Consider the following 19,466-nt stretch of genomic DNA (forward strand, 5'->3'; position numbering starts at 1 on the left):
GGGCGGCCCGCGGGCACCCGGCCCGAGGCCACGTGCTCGGCCGAGACCTCCTGGAAGGTCACGTGGACCGTCGTCTCGGTGATGCCGTACATGTTGATCAGGCGGGTGTCGCCCGTGTCGTACTGGTGGAACCAGGTGCGCAGGTGCTTCGGCTCCAGCGCCTCGCCGCCGAAGATCACCCAACACAGCTCCGGCAGCACCGGCGCACCGGAGGCCGCCGCCTGCTCGACCAGTTCGCGGAACATCGACGGCGTCTGGTTGAGCACCGTGACCTGCTCCGCCCGCAGCAGCTCCCACATCGCCTCGGGGTTGCGCGCCACGTCGTGCGGCACGACGACCGTGCGGCCGCCCGCGATGAGGCAGCCCCACAGCTCCCACACGGAGAAGTCGAAGGCGTAGGAGTGGAACACCGTCCAGACATCGTCCGGCCCGAAGCCGTACGCGGGCTGACAGTTGGCGAGGAGGTTGAGCACGGTGTGGTGCTCGACGGCCACGCCCTTGGGGCGGCCGGTCGAACCGGAGGTGTAGATGACGTAGGCGAGGTTGTCGCCGGACACCGTCACCTGCGGTGCGTAGACCGGGAGTTCGGCTATGGCAGACCGCTCACGGTCCAGGTCGACGACGGTCACGCCCTCGGCAGGCAGCCCGTCCTGCAGACCCCGGTGGGTGACCAGCAGCCGCGCGCCCGAGTCCTCCAGCATGTAGGCGAGACGGTCGGCGGGGTAGGCCGGGTCCAGCGGAACGTACGCCGCACCCGCCTTCATGATGCCCAGCAGCCCGACCACCATCTCGGTACTGCGCTCCACCGACAGACCGACCAGAGCATCCGGACCGGCACCCCCGGCGATCAGGCGGTGGGCGAGCTGATTGGCCCGCTCGTCCAGCTCCCGGTAGGTCAGCGACTCGTCTCCGTAGCAGACCGCCACCGCATCCGGCGTCAACGCCGCCCGGTCAGCCACCCGCTCATGGATGCAGCCCGCCGGAGCCGCCACACCACCCGTCGCATTCCACTCATCGACAACCAGCCCCAATTCCGCATCCGTCAGCATCGGAAGCTCCGCCACGGCGCCCTGCGGGCAGGCGACCATGCCCTCCAGCACCGTCCGCACGTGACCGGCCATCCGCTCGACCGTGGCCGCGTCGAAGAGTTCGGCGTCGTAGGAGAGGGCGTAGGCCAGCTCCTCGCCCGCGTAGGCGATGAAGTTGAGCGGGTAGTTGGTGACGTCGGCGCCTTCGAGGCCGTGCAGGTGCGCGCCGCCGTCGCCGTCGGCCGGACCCTGCTCGTCCATCGGGAAGTTCTCGAAGACGACGAGGCTGTCGAAGAGGTTGGTGCCCCGCTCCGCGTCGCTCCAGGACTGGATCTGCGGCAGCGGCACGTACTCGAACTGCCGCGCCTCCACCTGAGCCTGCTGCACCTGGCCCAGCCACTCGGCCACAGGGGCCTCCTGGTCCACCCGGACCCGCACCGGAAGGGTGTTGATCAGCATGCCGACCACCGAGTCCACACCCGGCAGATCGGCCGGACGACCCGAAACCGTCGCACCGAAGACCACATCCGACTGACCCGAGTAGCGGGACAGCAGCAGCGACCACACGCCCTGCATCACGGCGTTCACCGTCAGCCGGTGCCGGCGGGCGAACGCGTAGATCCGCTCCGACAGTTCCGGCGTCAGGTACGAGACGAGCCGGCTGGCCGACTGCGCCTTGTGGGAAGTGTCCGGACGACGGTCGAAAGGCAGCGCGTTGGGGGTGTCGAAGCCTGCCAGCAGCTCACGCCAGTACGCCTCCGCGGATGCCAGGTCCTGGCTCTGCAGCCACTCGACGTACGCGCCGAAGGGGCGTCGCACGGGCAGTACGGGTTCCCGGCCGGCCGCCAGCGCGTCGTAGGCGGTGGTGAGTTCGTCGAGCATCTGGGAGGTGCTCCAGCCGTCCAGCAGGACGTGGTGCGAGGTCCGGACGACCCGCACCGTGCTGTCGGAGACACGGATGAGGGCGAGCCGCATCAGGGGCGCGGCCGACAGGTCCAGACCCTGCGCCCGGTCCTCGGACAGGAACTCCGCAAGCGCCTCCTGCTGCTCCCTCTCCGACCGGTCCCGCCAGTCCAGGTGCCGCACGGGGATCTCGACCTGCCGGTTGATCACCAGCAGCGGGCGGTCCACGCCCTCCCACACCACCGAACCGCGCAGGATCTCCAGGTGATCCACCACGCGCTGCCACGCCGACGCCAGCAGCTCCGGATCACCGACCCCGTCCACGACGAAGGTCATCTGCTCGAAGTACGCCGGGGATTCGGGCTCGGCGAGCGTGTGGAAGAGCATGCCGGACTGCATCGGCGTCAGCGGATACACGTCCTCCACGCCCCGCCCGTCACCGACGACCCGGTCCACACCGGCCTGGTCCAGACCCGCCAGCGGGAAGTCCGACGGCGTCGCACCACCACTGCCCTCCGACAGGCAATGCGCCACGATCTCCCGCAGGGCATCCAGCAGTTGACCGGCCAGACGCTCGATCGTGGTGTCGTCGAAGACCTCGCCGGAGTAGATCCAGGTGAAGCCGAGGGCGCCGCCCTCGACCATGCCGACGACGTCGAGGAGGTAGGGGCGGGGCTCGTCCGGCGCGTGGTCCAGGCCCAGGGCCGGGAGCCGGTCGCGGACGAGGCCGTCGCGGCTGGTGGTGCCGTCCCACTGACCCAGGTAGTTGAAGCTGATCTGCGGCAGGCGGTCGGCGTGCAGCGCGTGGCCCGGAGTGCCGGGCTCCGACAGGAAGCGCAGGGCGTCGTAGCCCAGGCCGCGGCCCGGGACGGCCCGCAGCTGCTCCTTGACCGACTTCAGGGTCGCACCCCACCCGGACTCGCCGGGCAGCGTGAGGGCGATCGGGAAGTGCGTGGTGAACCAGCCGACCGTGCGGGACAGGTCGACGTCCTCGAACAGCTCCTCACGGCCGTGGCCCTCCAGGCCGAGCACCACGCGCTCCCGGCCCACCCACCGGGACAGAGTGCGGCCCAGCGCGCTGAGCAGGACGTCGTTGATCTGGGTGCGGTAGACGGCAGGGACCTGGTGCAGCAGGGCCTCGGTCTCCTCGCCGCCGAGGCGGACGGTCACGGTCCGCTCGTGCGCGGTGACGTTCTCCCCGGCCTTGTCGGTGGGGAGTTGGGGGGCGTTGTTCGGGTCGACGGCCTTCCAGTGCGCGATCTCGTCGTCCAGGCCGCCGGAGCGGACGTGACCGGAGAGGCGCTCGGCCCACAGCTGGTAGCTGGAGGTCTTGGCACCCAGGTCCGCCGGACGGCCCTCGGCCAGCTGCCCGTACGCCGTGGCCAGGTCCTCCAGGACCACCCGCCACGACACACCGTCCATGACGATGTGGTGCACGGCCAGGAAGAGGCGCGGTGCCTCCGCCTTTTCTCCCTCCGCGGGGAGGAAGACGGCCTTGACCAGTTCGCCCGAGGTCAGGTTCAGCGCCCGCTGGGCCTCCAGCGCCGCGTCGTCCGCCTCGTCCGCCGGCCGCACGGCCAGCAGTCCTGCGGGCGCGTCGCCGTACTCCTGCACCCACTGCCCGTCCTCGCGGCGGTAGCGCATGCGCAGCGCGTCGTGGTGGGCCACGACCGCCGACAGGGCGCGCTCCAGCAGCCCGGCGTCCGTTCCCGGTGCCAGTTCGACCTGGACGGACATGGCGTAGTGGTGCGGGTCGACGGTGTGCTCGGCCAGGAACCAGGCCTGGATGGGGGTCAGTTCGACCTCGCCCGAGACGGTGTCGGGCACGGTGACGGCGGGCTCCGCGGAGATCTCGCCCGCCACGGCCGCGAGACCGGCGACCGTCTGGTGGGTGAAGAGCAGCTTGGAGGTGAGGCGGAGTCCGGCCTGCCGGGCCCGGGAGACGACCTGGATGGACAGGATCGAATCGCCGCCCAGGTCGAAGAAGTTGTCGTGGATGCCCACCCGTTCGACGCCCAGCACGTCGGCCCACACGGCGGCGAGGGCTTCCTCGGCCGGGGTGCGCGGGGCGACGTACTCGCTGCCGAGGTGGTCCGTCCGGACCTCCGGCTCGGGCAGGTTGCGGCGGTCCACCTTGCCGCTCGGGGTCAGCGGCAGCTTCTCCAGCGGGACGAAGACCGCCGGGACCATGTAGTCCGGCAGCGCCCCGGACAGGTAGGTGCGCAGTTCGGTGGTGGGGAGTTCGCGGCCGGTGACGAGGTAGGCGACCAGGCGGCGGCGCCCGTCGGCGCCCTGGTGGGCGACCACGGCCGCGTTCTCGACGTCCGGGTGGGCCAGGACGGCGCTCTCCACCTCGCCGAGTTCGATGCGGAAGCCGCGGATCTTGACCTGGTCGTCGGCGCGGCCCAGGAACTCCAGCTCGCCGCCGGGCAGCCGGCGGGCCCGGTCGCCGGTCCGGTAGAGGCGGTCGGCGGCGTCGAAGGGGCTGGTCAGGAAGCGCTCGGCGGTCAGGTCCGGGCGGCCGTGGTAGCCGCGGCCGATGCCGTCGCCGCCGATGTAGATCTCGCCGGGCACGCCCACCGGCACGACCTGCATGGCCGGGTCCAGGACGTACACGCGGGTGCCGGGCAGCGGGCTGCCGATGGGCACGAAGACACTGCGGTCCAGGGCCTCGTCGGTGGGGACGAAGACGGTGGAGTCGACGGTGGCCTCGGTGCCGCCGTAGGCGTTGACGACCACGGTGCCGTCCTGGACCTGGCGCAGCAGCGCCCGGCAGTCCTCCACGCGCCAGCCCTCGGAGCCCACCGAGATCAGCCTGAGCGGCGGGAAGCCCGCGCCGCGCCGCTCGGTCTCCTGGAGGACGGCGTTCATCAGGGACGGCACGATCTCGATGCCGGTGGCGCCGGTCCTGTCGATCAGGTCCAGGAGGGCGGCGGGCTCGGTGGTGACGTCCTTGGAGGCGACGATCAGGGCGCCGCCGAACGGCAGGGAGCGGATCAGGTCGGCGAAGAACAGGTCGACGGAGAGGCTGGAGACGGACAGGAAGCGCAGCTTCAGGTCGGCCAGGCCGTACCGCTCGTCCCAGGCGGCGCAGATGTGCCGCAGGTTGCGGTGCTCGATGGCGACGCCCTTGGGGTTGCCGGTCGAGCCGGAGGTGTAGATGACGTAGGCGAGGTGGTCGGGGGCGACGGCCGCGTCGGGGGCGGTCGCCGGGCGGGCCGCGATGGCGGCGCGGTCGGCGTCGAGGTCCACCACGGTGGCGGCGGTCTGCGGCAGGCGGTCGCGCACCCGGCCCTGGGTGACGATCAGGCGGGCCCCGGAGTCCTGGAGCATGTACGCCAGGCGGTCGGCGGGGAAGGCGGGGTCGAGCGGCACGTAGGCGGCGCCCGCCTTGATGATGCCGAGCAGGCCGACGACCATCTCGGCGCCGCGCTCCACGCACAGGCCGGTCAACGTGTCGGCGCCCGCGCCCAGTTCGCGCAGGTGGTGGGCGAGCCGGTTGGCGCGCTCCTCCAGCTGGCGGTAGGTGAGGGTCTCGTCCTCGGCGACCACGGCGACGGCGTCGGGGGTGCGGGCGGCCTGCTCGGCCAGCCGCTCGTGGATCAGACCGGTCCCGGCCCCGGCGGTGCCGGTGGCGTTCCAGGTGCGGACGAGCTGCTCCAGCTCGCCGCCGGTGAGCATCGGCAGGGCCGACAGCGGCACGTCGGGGGTGCGGGCCGCGGCGGCCAGCAGGACGTCGAGGTGGCCGGCCAGACGGGCGACGGTCGCCTCGTCGAACAGTTCGGTGCTGTACTCGATCAGGCCCAGCAGCGTGCCGTCGCGCTCCTCGAACTCGACGGTGATGTCGAAGAGGGCGGCGTCCCGCTCCAGCGGGTACGGGGAGGTCTCCACGCCGGGGAACTTGGCGGGCCCGGCCGGGGCGTTCTGCAGCACGACCATGGCCTGCACCAGCGGGGTGCGGCTGGTGTCGCGCTCGGGCGCCAGCGCCTCGACGAGCTTGTCGAAGGGCACGTCCTCGTGGGCGAAGGCCTCCAGGACGGTCTCCTTGACCTGGCCCAGCAGCTCCGTGAAGGACACCTGCGGGTCGATCCGCGAGCGCAGCACGACGGTGTTGACCAGGAAGCCGACCAGCTGCTCCAGGTCCTTGCCGCCGCGACCGGAGGAGGAGGTGCCGACCGCGATGTCCTCCTGGCCGGAGTAGCGGGCGAGGACCGTCTGGACGGCGGCCGTCAGCGTCATGAACAGGGTGGCGCCCTGCCGGCGGGCCAGGTCCTTGACGGCCGCGACGGTCTCCGCGGGCACCTCGAAGCCGTACACCGCACCCGCGCTGGAGCGCACCGCGGGGCGCGGCCGGTCGGTGGGCAGCTCCAGCGGGGCGATGCCCGCCAGCCGCTCGCGCCACCACTGGACCTGCTTCTCCAGCAGCCCGCCGTCCTCCAGGCGGCCGCGCTGCCAGGCCGCGAAGTCCGGGTACTGGACGGCGACTTCGGGCAGGCCCGCGTCCAGGCCCTCGACCCGGGCCGCGTACAGGGCGCCGAGCTCGCGGGCGACGATGCCCATCGACCAGCCGTCGGTGACGATGTGGTGCATCCCGAGCACGCAGACGTATTCGTCGTCCGCCACCCGGACCAGCAGCACCCGCACCAGCGGGCCGACCTTCAGGTCGTACGGGCGCGCCATCTCGGCCCGCACCAGCTCGCGGGCCCGCTCCTCGCGCTCCCCGGCCGGCGCACCGGACACGTCGGCCTCGGTCCACTCGGGCGCGAGCTCCGGGTGGACGGTCTGCACACCCTTGCCGTCCACCGTGCCGAAGGTGGTGCGCAGCGCCTCGTGCCGGGCCACCAGACCGTCCAGCGCGCCCCGCAGCGCGTGGGTGTCCACCTCGCCCTTCAGCCGCAGGGGAAGCGCCGAGTGGTAGTCGGTGCTCTCCGGCTCAAAGTCCTCCAGGAACCAGAGCCGCTGCTGGCCGTACGACATCGGCAGCGCGCCGTCGCGCGGCACGGACGGGATCGACAGCGTGGCGGCGGCCTGACCGGCCAGGCGCTTGGCGAGCGCCGACCGCAGGTGCTCGGGCAGCGCGGCGATCCGGTCCGCGCGGGATGACGGCGTGTTCATGGAGGGTCCCCCTACGGGCTGCGGAATACGGGTGGTGGGTTGCGGGTGCGCCCCGTCAGGGGCGCGGGGCTGTTGACATATGCGGCTCCGCCGCGTGGGCGCGACCAGCCCCCACCGGCCTGCAGCCGACGCACTGCCTCTGGGGTCCGGGGCGCAGCCCCGAGAACCTCGGCTGCGGGCGCATCGTGGCTGGCCGCGCAGTTCCCCGCGCCCCTTCGGGGCGCGAAGATCTACCGGACACGCCCTAGTGGCCGGCCAGGCTCTGGGGCCGCATGTCGGTCCAGTGGGTCTCCACGTAGGCCAGGCACTCCTCGCGCGGAGCGGCCTCCAGGGCGGTCGTCCAGCCGGCGGGCACCTCGTTGGTGGCGGGCCACAGGGAGTGCTGGCCCTCGGAGTTGACCAGCACGCGGTAGGAACGGTCGGACTGCTCGAACGGGTTGGACACGGTCTTGCCTTTCGGGGTTGTCGGGTGGTGCGGAAGCGGGGGGCGGGGGCGGGCGGTTGCCCGCCCCCGGTCCCGTCACCGGTCGCCGGCGGTCTGCTCCAGTTCGGCGAGGATCTGCTCCTCGACCTCGTACGCGGTCTGCGCGACGGTCGGCCGGTCGAAGAGGACCCGCGGCGAGAGCTCGGTGCCGAACGCGGCGTTGATCCGCGACACCGTCCGCAGGGCCAGCAGCGAGTCGCCGCCCAGTGCGAAGAAGTCGTCGTGGATGCCGACCCGTTCGGCGCCCAGCAGCTCTTGCCAGACCTCCGCGAGGAACTCCTCGGTGACGGTGCCGGGCGCCTCGTAGGCGGTGCCGGTCTCCACGCGCTGTCCGGGCTCCGGGAGGCCCCGCCGGTCGACCTTGCCGTTGGCGGTCAGCGGCAGCCTGGGCAGGACGAGGAACGCCGAGGGCAGCATGTGGCCGGGCAGCGTCGCCGCCAAGTGGTCACGTAGCACGGCCGTGTTGGGCTCGGTCCAGGCCGGTGCCACCAGGTAGGCGACCAGGACCTTGCGGCCGTCCTCCTCGTGGGGGACCACGACGGCGTCGGTGATGTCCGGGTGGGCGGTCAGGGCGGCTTCGATCTCGCCGGTCTCGATCCGGAAGCCGCGGATCTTGACCTGGCCGTCGGCGCGGCCCAGGAACTCCAGGGTGCCGTCCGCCCGCCACGCGGCGAGGTCGCCGGAGCGGTACATGCGCTCCCCCGGCGCGCCGAAGGGGTCGGCGACGAACCGTTCGGCGGTCGCCCCGGGCCGGTTGAGGTAGCCGCGGGCCAGACCGGCACCGGCGATGTACAGCTCTCCGGGCACGCCGACGGGGGCGGGCCGGAGGGTGTCGGTGAGGACGTACACCCGGGTGTTGCCGATCGGGCGGCCCAGCGGCACCGGCGCCGTGCCGTCGGTGTCCGCGCCCAGCTCGTGGGTGGCGGTGAAGGTCGTGGCCTCGGTGGGGCCGTAGCCGTTGGTCAGCCGCAGCGCGGGGTGGGCGGCCAGCACCCGGGCGCAGTGCTCCGGGGAGAGCTTGTCACCGCCCGCGATGAGCTGCTTGAGCCCGCCGAACGCGCCGATCCCGTCGTCGACGACCTGGTGGAACAGGCCTGCGGTCAGCCAGAGGTGCGTCACCTCCTGCTCCTGGAGGAACCTGCCGAGCTCCGCCGCGGTGGGCAGGGTCGGCGGGTGCACGGCCAGGCGGGCGCCGCCCAGCAGGCCGCCCCACACCTCGAAGGTGGAGGCGTCGAAGGACAGCGAGGCGAACTGCGCGACCGTGTCGCCCGGTGAGATGTCGGTGTACCCGGCCTCGTGGACCAGGCGGACCACGGCCCGGTGCGGGGTCAGCACGCCCTTGGGGGTGCCGGTCGAACCGGAGGTGTAGATGACGTAGGCGAGGTTGTCGCCGGAGACCGCCACCTGCGGTGCAGCAGCCGGGCGTTGGGCGATGTCGGCGGAGTCGCCGTCGAGGTCGACGACGGCCGCCGCGGTCTCCGGGAGCCGGTCGCGCAGGTGCTTCTGGGTGACCAGCAGGCCGATGCCGGAGTCCTGGAGCATGAACGCCAGCCGCTCGGCCGGGTACTCCGGGTCCAGCGGGACATAGGCCGCACCCGCCTTGACGATGCCCAGCAGCGCGATGACCGCCTGGGCGCCGCGCTCCGCGCACAGCCCGACCCTGGCCTCCGGCCCGGCGCCGAGGGCGGCCAGGTGGTGGGCCAGCCGGTTGGCGCGCTCGTCCAGCTCCCGGTAGGTGAGGTGCTCGCCCTCGTAGGAGAGCGCCACGGCGTCCGGCTGCTCGGCCGCGCGCTGTGCGAACAGCTCGGGCAGAGAGGCGTCCGGGAGCGGGCGGGCGGTGTCGTTCCAGTCGCGCACGACGGTCTCGAACTCGCCCTCGCCGAGCATGGGCAGCGCCGCGAGCGTGTGCTGCGGGCCGGCGACGGCCCCGGCGAGCAGGGTGCCGAAGTGGGCTGCGATCCGCTCGACGGTGGCCGGGTCGAAGAGTCCGGCGTCGTAGGCCAGGGCGTAGGCCAGCTCCTCGCCCGCGTAGGCGATGAGGTTCAGCGGGTAGTTGGTGACGTCCGCGCCCTCGACCTCGCTGACGGTCAGGCCGCCTTCGGCCGCCGCCCGGCCGTCGACCGGATAGTTCTCGAAGACGACGAGGCTGTCGAAGAGGTTGGTGCCCCGGTCCGCGTCGCTCCAGGACTGGATCTGCGGCAGCGGCACGTACTCGAACTGCCGCGCCTCCACCTGAGCCTGCTGCAACCGGCCCAGCCACTCGGCCACTTCGGCCTCGGGGTCGATCCGGACCCGCACCGGAAGGGTGTTGATCAGCATGCCGACCATCGAGTCCACACCCGGCAGATCAGCCGGACGACCCGAAACCGTCGCACCGAAGACCACATCCGACTGACCCGAGTAGCGGGACAGCAGCAGCGACCACACACCCTGCACGACAGCATTCACCGTCAGCCGGTGCCGGCGGGCGAAGTCGGTCAGCTCCCGGCTCGCCTCGGCGGAGAGACGAGTGACCAGCCGGCTGGTGGAGTGCGCCTTGTGGGAGGCGGCCGGACGGCGGTCGTAGGGCAGCGCGTTGGGGGTGTCGAGGCCCGCCAGCAGCTCACGCCAGTACGCCTCCGCGGACGCCAGGTCCTGGCCCTCCAGCCACTCGACGTACGCGCCGAAGGGGCGTCGCACGGGCAGGGCGGGCTCCCGGCCGGCCACCAGCGCCGCGTAGGCGGTGAAGGTCTGGGACAGGACGTCGAAGGTGCTCCAGCCGTCCAGCAGCAGGTGGTGGAAGGAGCAGACCAGCCGTACGGCGCTGTCGGAGACGCGGATGAGGACGAGCCGCATCAGCGGCGCGGCCGACAGGTCCAGGCCCTGCGCCCGGTCCTCGGACAGGAACTCCGCAAGCGCCGCGCGCTGTTCCTCCTCCGCCAGGTCCCGCCAGTCCAGCTGCCGCACGGGCAGTTCGACGTGGCGGCCGACCACCAGCAGCGGGCGGTCCACGCCCTCCCACACCACCGAACCGCGCAGGATCTCCAGGTGGTCCACGACCCGCTGCCACGCCTGTGCCAGCACCTCGGGGTCGGCGACCCCGTCGAGGACGAAGGTCATCTGCTCGAAGTAGGCGGGGGATTCGGGCTCGGCGAGGGAGTGGAAGAGCATGCCGGACTGCATCGGCGTCAGCGGATACACGTCCTCCACACCACGGCCGTCACCGACGACCCGGTCCACACCGGCCTGGTCCAGACCCGCCAGCGGGAAGTCCGACGGCGTCGCACCACCACTGCCCTCGGACAGGCAATGCGCCACGATCTCCCGCAGGGCGTCGAGGAGTTGACCCGCCAAGCGTTCGACGGTGGCGGTGGTGTGGTTGCCGGGCGAGTGGATCCACTCGATCCGCAGTTCGCCCTCGCTGACCGCCGCCACGATGTCGATCAGGTGCGGACGGTCCTGACCGGGCGCCTGGTCACTGCCGAGCCCGTCCAGCCGGCCACGGACGAGACCGTCGCGGCTGGTGGTGCCGTCCCACTGACCCAGGTAGTTGAAGCTGATCCGCGGCTGCTCCTGCCCGCCCAGCACCCGGCCCGCACCGTCCGGCGCGGAGAGGTGACGCAGCGCGCCGTAGCCCAGACCACGGCCCGGGACGGCCCGCAGGCTCTCCTTGACGGACTTCAGCGCGGCGCCCCACTCGCCCTCGGGGACGTCCAGCGTCACCGGGTAGATGGTGGTGAACCAGCCGACCGTGCGGGACAGATCGACGTCCTCGAACAGCTCCTCACGGCCGTGCCCCTCCAGGGCGATGGTGGCGGGGTGCCCGGCCCAGTCGCCCAGCACCCGGCCCAGCGCCGCCAGCAGCACATCGTTGATCTGGGTGCGGTAGGCGGCGGGCACCTTCTGCAGCAGGGCCTCGGTCTCCTCGCGGCCCAGCCGCACCGACGCCACCTCGGCGCTGCCGAAGGTGTTCGGTGCGGTGCCGTCGACCGGGATCTCGCGGGTGCCGTCCACGCCCTGCCAGTAGGCGAGTTCGTCGTCGAGGCCACCGTTGCGGACGTGGTCGGAGAGGCGCTCGGCCCACAGCTGGTAGCTGGAGGTCTTCGCGCCCAGGTCCGCCGGACGGCCCTCGGCCAACTGCCCATAGGCGGTGGCCAGGTCCTCCAGGACCACCCGCCACGACACCCCGTCCATCACCAGGTGGTGCACGGCGAGGAACAGGCGCGGCGGCCGGCCCGCGCCGAGGCGCAGGAAGACGCCCTTGACCAGGGTGCCGCGGGTCAGGTTCAGCGCCCGCTGGGCGGCCGACGCGGCCTCCGCCAGGGCGGTCCGGCGCGCCTCGGCGTCCTGGGCGTCCAGCGCCGACAGGTCGCGCACGGTCAGCAGGCCCTCGGGGTCTGTGCCGTACTCCTGGACCCACTGCCCGTCCTCGTGGCGGTAGCGCATGCGCAGCGCGTCGTGGTGGGCGACGACGGCCGACAGGGCGCGCTTGAGAACGGCGGTGTCCGTGTCGGGGGCCAACTCGACCTGGACGGACATGGCGTAGTGGTCCGGGTCGACGGTGTGCTCGGCGAAGAACCAGCTCTGGATCGGGGTGAGGCGGACCTCGCCGGACACCTCGGCGGCGGCCTGCGCTCCCGTGCCGTCGGCGACCGGGGTCACCGCCGGGGCGAGCGCCGCGACGCTCTGGTGCACGAACATCAGCTTGGAGGTGAGCCGCAGCCCGGCCTGCCGGGCGCGGGAGACGACCTGGATGGACAGGATCGAATCGCCGCCCAGATCGAAGAAGTTGTCGTGGACGCCGACCTTCTCCACGCCCAGCACCTCGGCCCACACGCCCGCCAGGACCTCTTCGACCTCGGTGCGCGGCGCCACGTACTCGCTGCCGAGCTGGTCCGCCTGGACCTCGGGCTCGGGCAGGTTGCGGCGGTCGACCTTGCCGCTCGGGGTCAGCGGCAGCTTCTCCAGCGGGACGAACACCGCCGGGACCATGTAGTCCGGCAGCGATCCGCCCAGGTGGGACCGGAGTTCGCCGGTGGACGGCTCGCGGCCGCAGACCAGGTAGGCGACCAGGCGGCGGCGTCCGTCGGTGCCCTGGTGGGCGACCACCACGGCGTCCTGCACGTCCGGGTGCGTGGACAACGCGGTCTCGATCTCGCCGAGTTCGATGCGGAAGCCGCGGATCTTGACCTGGTCGTCGGCACGGCCCAGATACTCCAGCGTGCCGTCCGCACGCCAGCGGGCCACGTCACCCGAGCGGTACATCCGGCTGCCCGGCTCGCCGAAGGGGTCGGCGACGAAGCGCTCGGCGGTCAGGCCGGCCCGGCCGTGGTAGCCGCGGGCCAGGTGGGGGCCGGCGATGTAGAGCTCGCCGGGGACGCCGACCGGGACCGGTCGCAGCGCGCCGTCCAGCAGGTACACCCGGGTGTTGGCGAGCGGGGTGCCGATCGGCGGCACGGTGGCACCGCTGAGCGGGGCGCTCATCGTGGTGCACACGGTGGCCTCGGTGGGCCCGTACGCGTTGATCATGCGGCGGCCCGCGGACCAGCGCGCCACCAGGTCGCCCGTGCTCGCCTCGCCGCCCACGACGAGCGTGCGCAGCCCCTCCAGGCCCTGGGGGTCGAGGGTGGCCACCGCGGAGGGGGCCAGCAAGGTGTGGGTGATCCGCCGCTCCTGCAGGAAGTGCTGGAGGGCCTCGCCGACGACGGGGCCGTGCGGCGGCAGGACGAGCGTGGCCCCCGCGGGCAGCGCCATCAGCACCTCCATGACGGCGCCGTCGAAGCTGGAGGAGGCGAACTGCAGGACGCGGCTGTCCGGGGTGACGGCGAGGCGGTCGATCTCGGCGGCCGCCAGGTTGCCGATGCCGGCGTGCGGGACGAGGACGCCCTTGGGCGTGCCGGTCGAGCCCGAGGTGTAGATGACGTACGCGAGGTCGTCCGCGGTGAGGCCGGTCTCCGGGGCGGTGGCCGGGCGGGCCGCTATCGCCTCGCGGTCCTGCACGAGGTCGACGAGCACCGCGCCGGTCTCCGGGAGTCCGTCGCGCAGGTGCTCCTGGGTGACGACCAGGCGGGCGCCCGCGTCCTGGAGCATGAAGGCCAGCCGGTCGGCGGGGTAGTTGGGGTCCAGCGGCAGGTAGGCCGCGCCGGCCTTCATGATGCCGAGCAGCCCGACGACCATCTCGGTGCTGCGCTCCACGCACAGACCGACGAGCGCGTCGCGCCCGGCACCCAGGTCGCGGAGGTGGTGGGCGAGGCGGTTGGCGCGCTCGTCCAGCTCGCGGTAGGTGAGCGAGCCGTGCTCGTCCTCGACGGCCGGCGCGTCGGGCCGGGCCGCCGCCTGCGCGGCGAACAGTTCGGGGAACGTGCCCGGCAGCGGCTCCTGCGCGGCCTCGTTCCACTCGCGGACGACCTGCTCGAACTCTCCGTCCGTCAGCATCGGCAGCGCCGACACCGCCCGCTCCGGGTCGGCCGCGGCGGACGCGAGCAGCACGTTCACGTGCCCGGCCAGCCGGGCGACCGTCGCCTCGTCGAACAGGGCGGTGCTGTAGCCGATGCGCGCCTGCAGCGCCTCGCCCGCTTCGAAGAACTCGACGGTGAGGTCGAAGGGGGCCGCGTCGCGGTGCACCGGGTGGTCGGCGACCTCGATGCCGGGGAACGTCACGCCCCCGTCGGGGGCGTTCTGGAGGACGACCATGGCCTGGATCAGCGGGGTGCGGCTGGTGTCGCGCTCGGTCTGCAGCGCCTCGACGAGGCGCTCGAACGGGACCTCCTCGTGCGCGAAGGCCTCCAGGACGGTCTCCTTGACCTGGCCCAGCAGCTCGCCGAACGACGCCTGCGGGTCGACATGCGAGCGCAGCACGACGGTGTTCACCAGGAAGCCGACGAGCTGCTCCAGGTCCTTGTGGCCGCGCCCGGAGGAGGCCGTGCCGACCGCGATGTCCTCCTGGCCCGTGTAGCGGGCGAAGACCGTCTTGACGGCCGCGGTCAGCGCCATGAAGAGCGTGGCGCCCCGGCCCCTGGCCAGGTTCCGGACGCCTGCGACGGTCGCCGCGGGCACCTCGAACGCGTACACGGCACCGGCCGTCGAACGGACCGCGGGACGCGGCCGGTCGGTGGGCAGCTCCAGCGGGGCGATGCCCGCCAGCCGCTCGCGCCACCACTCCAGCTGCTTGTCCAGCAGCCCGCCGCCCTCCAGGCGGCCGCGCTGCCAGGCGGCGAAGTCCGGGTACTGGACGGTGACTTCGGGCAGGTCCGCGTCCCGCCCCTGGACCCGGGCCGCGTAGAACGCGCCCAGCTCCGCGGAGACCACGCCCGTCGACCAGCCGTCGGTGACGATGTGGTGCATCCCCAGCACGCACACGTGCTCGTTCCCGGAGACCCGCACCAGCAGCACCCGCACCAGCGGGCCCGCCTGGAGGTCGTACGGGCGCGCCACCTCCGCGCGCACCAGCTCGCGCAGCCGCTCCTCGCGCAGGTCCGCCGCGACGCCGGAGACGTCGGCCGTGGACCACTCGGGCGCCAGTTCCCCGTGCACGACCTGGACGCCCTTGCCCTCGACGACGCCGAAGGTCGTGCGCAGCGACTCGTGCCGGGCCACCAGGTCGCCCACGGCGGCGCGCAGCGCGTCCGCCCGGAGCTCACCGGTCAGGCGCAGGCCCAGGGCGGTGTGGTACTCCGCGCTGCCGGGGTCGAAGTCCTCCAGGAACCACAGGCGTTGCTGGCCGAAGGACATCGGCAGCGGGCCGGTGCGCGGTACGGACGGGATCGGGGCGTCCTCGACGGACTCCTCCGGCGCGACCCGCGCCGCGAGCTCCGCGACCGTCGGCGCGTCGAAGAGCACCCGGGGGGAGAGCTGGATGCCCAGCGCCTGCCGCATCCGGGAGACGGCGCGGACGGAGAGGATGGAGTTGCCGCCGAGCGTGTCGAAGAAGTTGTCGTGGATGCCGACGCGGGCGACGCCCAGGACGTCGGCCCACACGCCGGCCAGGGTCTCCTCGACGGCGTTGCGGGGCGCGGCGAAGGCGTCGTCGGCGCCCTGCTCCGGGGCGGCGCCCGGCTCGGGGAGCGCCCGGCGGTCGACCTTGCCGTTGGGGGTCAGCGGGAGGGCGTCCAGGACGACGACGGCGGCCGGGACCATGTACTCCGGCAGGCTCCCGGCGAGGTGGGCCTTGAGCTCCTCGGCGGTGGGGCGCTGCCCGGCGGCCGCGGCGTACGCGAGCAGGTTGGTGTTGTGGGTGATCACCACGGCCTGGGCGACGCCGGGGTGGCGGGTGAGCGCCTCCTCGATCTCGCCGAGTTCGATGCGGAAGCCGCGGATCTTGACCTGGTCGTCGGCACGGCCCAGGTACTCCAGCGTGCCGTCCGCACGCCAGCGGGCCACGTCGCCCGAGCGGTACATCCGCTCCCCCGGCGCGCCGAAGGGGTTGGCGACGAAGCGCTCGGCGGTCAGCCCGGGACGGCCGTGGTAGCCGCGGGCCAGTCCGGCGCCGGCGATGTAGAGCTCGCCGCGCACGCCTGCCGGGACCGGCTGGAGCGCGTCGTCGAGGATGTGGATGCGGGTGTTGGCGATCGGGGTGCCGATCGGCGGCACGGCGGCACCGCTGAGCGGGGCGCTCATCGTGGCGCACACGGTGCTCTCGGTCGGGCCGTACGCGTTGATCATGCGGCGGCCCGCGGACCAGCGCGCCACCAGGTCGCCCGTGCTGGCCTCGCCGGCGACGACGAGCGTGGCCGCCTCCGGCAGGCCCCGGCCCTCGGGGAGGACGGCGACGGTGGCGGGTGTCAACGTGGCGTGGGTGACGCCGTGTTCGGCGGCGTAGGCGGCCAGCGGCTCGCCGGGCAGCATGGTGTCCTTGGCGCCCATCACCAGCGCGGCGCCGGTGAGGATGCCCATGCAGATCTCCCAGAACGCCGCGTCGAAGCTGGCGGAGGCGAACTGCAGGACGCGGCTGCCGGGCGTGACGTCGAAGTGCTCGATCTGCACGGCGGCGAGGTTGCCGATGCCCGCGTGCGAGACGAGGACGCCCTTGGGGCGGCCGGTGGAGCCGGAGGTGTAGATGACGTACGCCAGGTCCTGCGGGGAGGCCTGCACCTCGGGTGCGGTGCCGGGCCGCTCCGCGATCCGCTCCCGGTCCGCCACGAGGTCGACGAACACCGCGTCGGTCTGCGGGAGTCCGTCGCGCAGGCGGTCCTGGGTGACGATCAGGCGGGCGCCGGAGTCCTGGAGCATGTAGGCCAGGCGGTCGGCGGGATAGGAGGGGTCCAGCGGCAGGTAGGCCGCGCCCGCCTTCATGATGCCGAGCAGGCCGACGACCATCTCGCTGCTGCGCTCCACGCACAGGCCGACCAGCGCATCGCGCCCGGCACCCAGATCGCGCAGGTGGTGGGCGAGGCGGTTGGCGCGCTCGTCCAGCTCGCGGTAGGTGAGCGAACCGTGCTCGTCCAGGACCGCGACGGCGTCCGGGAGTTCGGCGGCCCGGGCGGCGAACAGCTCGGGGAAGGTCCCGGTCGGGACGTCGGTGTCCGTGGCGTTCCACTCGCGGACGACCTGATCGAACTCGCCGTCCGTCAGCATCGGCAGCGCCGACACCGCCCGCTCGGGGTCGGCCGCCGCACCCGCGAGCAGCACGTTCACGTGCCCGGCCAGCCGGGCGACCGTCGCCTCGTCGAACAGCGCGGTGCTGTAGCCGATGCGGGCCGCCAGCTCCTCGCCCGCCTCGGTGAACTCCAGGGAGAGGTCCAGCGGATCGATCACCGCGTCGGCGTCGCGGTGCAGGGCGACCATGGCCTGCACGAACGGGGTGGTGCTGGTGTCGCGCTCCGGCCGCAGCGCCTCGACCAGTTCGGCGAGCGGGACGCCGTCGTGGTCGAGCGCCTCGCGCACGGTCTCCTTGGCCCGGCCCAGCAGCGCGGCGAAGGGCTCGCGCACGTCGACCTCTGTCCGCAGCACCACGGTGTTGCCGCTCCGCCCGGAGACGGTGCCGACCGCGATGTCCTCCTGGCCGGAGTAGCGGGCGAACAGCGCCTGCGCGGCCGCGGTCAGGACCTCCGGCAGCGTGGCGTCGTGGCGCCGCGCCAGCTCGCGCAGGCCGGCGACGGTGCCGGCCGGGACGGCGTACGCGTACGACGCGGTCTCCGCCGACCGCACCACCGGGCGCGGCCGGTCGGCCGGCAGCTCCAGGGGGGCGATCCCGGCCAACCGGCCTCGCCAGAACTCCACTTGGCGGTGGGACTCTCGGTCGGTCGACGCGTTGGCGCGAGCCACGTTGTACCTCCAGGATTGGGCGGCTTCCGGGCAGCCCGGACACCGCCTGCGGCCGGGCGTCGGCCGTCGGCGGGGGCGAAAAGGGCGGGAAAGCCGTGATGCGTAAGAAGAGTTGGGGCGGGTGCGGGGAGGGAAGGCGGTTAGGCCGCCGGACAGTCGCGCCGGGCCGAGCGGCCGCCGAGCTGCATGAGGACGGCTCGGCCCGTGCCGCCGTCCAGGACGAACCGCCCGGTGTAGGGCGCCTCGTCGGCGTCGACGCGGCGGGCGGTGAAGACCAGCCCGTCGGGGCCGCGCAGGGTCATGTCGGCGACGAGCCCGGTGCGGTCGCTCAGCCGCAGCCCGCCCTGGTGGCGCTCGACGCGGAAGCGGGTGTCGCCGTTGAAGTAATCACCGGTGAACCGCTCCGGATCGTGGCCCGCGGCGGACTCGGCCGGGGGCACGGCGGGTTCGTGGTCCGCCACGCCGATGCCGGCCTCCCGCAGCTCGGCGACGATGCGGGGCCACAGGTAGGTGCCGGTGGTGGCGTTGGTCGTCAGGGCCACGGCCAGCCGGGCCCCGGGGTGGAGGCGCAGGTGGCAGGTTCCGCCGTCGACCGTTCCGTCGTGGCCGAGCCAGCCGCCGTCCGGGCCGCCGTACCGGGCCAGGCCCAGGGCCCAGCCGTCCGCCATGCCGAAGGCGTCGGCGGCCGGCACCGGTGTGTGCATCTCGGCGCGGGCCTCCTCGTCCAGGAGCCCGGCGGACCCGGGGTCGTCGCCGAAGTGCAGGCGTGCGAAGGCGATCAGGTCCTCGGCGCTGCCTCCCAGACCGCTGGCCGGCGCCCAGGTGGGCGGCAGGAACAGGTCGACGGGGCGGGCGCTGCGCCCGTCGAGGCGGACGGCGTGTCCGACGGCCGTGCTGCGCCCGGAGGCGTCCGCCCCGTGCAGGAACAGCGGGTCGATGCCCAGCGGCCGCAGCAGGAAACTCTCCACCGCCGCCTGCCACTTCATGTCGGTGACGGCCTCGATGAGCCGGCCCAGGACGTTGTAGCCGGTGTTCGAGTACGAGAAGACCCGGCCGGGCCGGTGCAGCAGCGCGGTGGCCGCGGCACTCGCCGCGTAGCGGCGCAGGGAGGACTCGTCGGGGAGATCCGGTTCGTGATCGGCGAGCAGGCCGCCGGTGTGGCTCAGCAGCTGCCGCGGGGTGATCGCGACCATTTCCGCGTCGGCGGCGCTCCGGAATTCCGGAAGGTGCTCGCCCAGCGGTTCGTCGAGTTCCACATCGCCGTCGGACACGAGTTGCATGACCACGGTCGCGGTGAATGCCTTGCTCACCGATCCGTAGGCGAATGCGGTGCCGGTGTCCACGGTTTCGGCCGTGTCCGCGCGCCGGACTCCGGTGGCGACCGAAAGGATTTCCCCCTCGGCGTACACGGCGAGTTGAGCCCCCGGAACTCCCGATTCCGCGGCGAGTTCCCGCAACCGGTCCCCCACGTGCTGCACTTCCATGCCCTCCCCCGAGCGTGCTGGATCAGACCCTGTCCGCCGCCGGTCCGCCGGCCCGTCCTCTGGCCAGGACGGATCGGCGGACCCTCGGCGTACCGTTCGGCCGTGCGGCCCGGAAGATACGGCCAGGGGCTCGACGACGCCTGGGTCCGGCCGGACCTCCCGCTGGTACGGGTAGCCGTACCCCGGGGGGTGCGGCTACCCGTACCCCGC

4 protein-coding genes are annotated in these 19,466 nt (G+C 73.2%); all 4 read right to left on the bottom strand.

Features of this window, described 5'->3' with window-relative positions; all coding sequences use genetic code 11:
- On the bottom strand, positions 1-7,046 hold a 7,046-nt coding region (locus ACWD4B_RS22690; protein ID WP_451422442.1), incomplete at its 3' end, for an amino acid adenylation domain-containing protein.
- Between the two features lie 244 nt (positions 7,047-7,290).
- Complete coding sequence (locus ACWD4B_RS22695) at positions 7,291-7,491, bottom strand: MbtH family protein (protein ID WP_451422443.1); 201 nt, start codon at positions 7,489-7,491, stop codon at positions 7,291-7,293.
- A gap of 75 nt (positions 7,492-7,566) precedes the next feature.
- The gene (locus tag ACWD4B_RS22700) at positions 7,567-17,772 is read right to left on the bottom strand and encodes an amino acid adenylation domain-containing protein (RefSeq protein WP_451422444.1); all 10,206 of its coding nucleotides are present in this window, start codon (positions 17,770-17,772) and stop codon (positions 7,567-7,569) included.
- Positions 17,773-17,912: 140 nt separating this feature from the next.
- Positions 17,913-19,256, bottom strand: a complete 1,344-nt coding sequence (locus ACWD4B_RS22705) for a serine hydrolase domain-containing protein (RefSeq protein WP_451422445.1) — start codon at positions 19,254-19,256, stop codon at positions 17,913-17,915.
- Positions 19,257-19,466: the final 210 nt, after the last annotated feature.

The sequence above is a fragment of the Streptomyces sp. NPDC002536 genome (assembly GCF_053594995.1).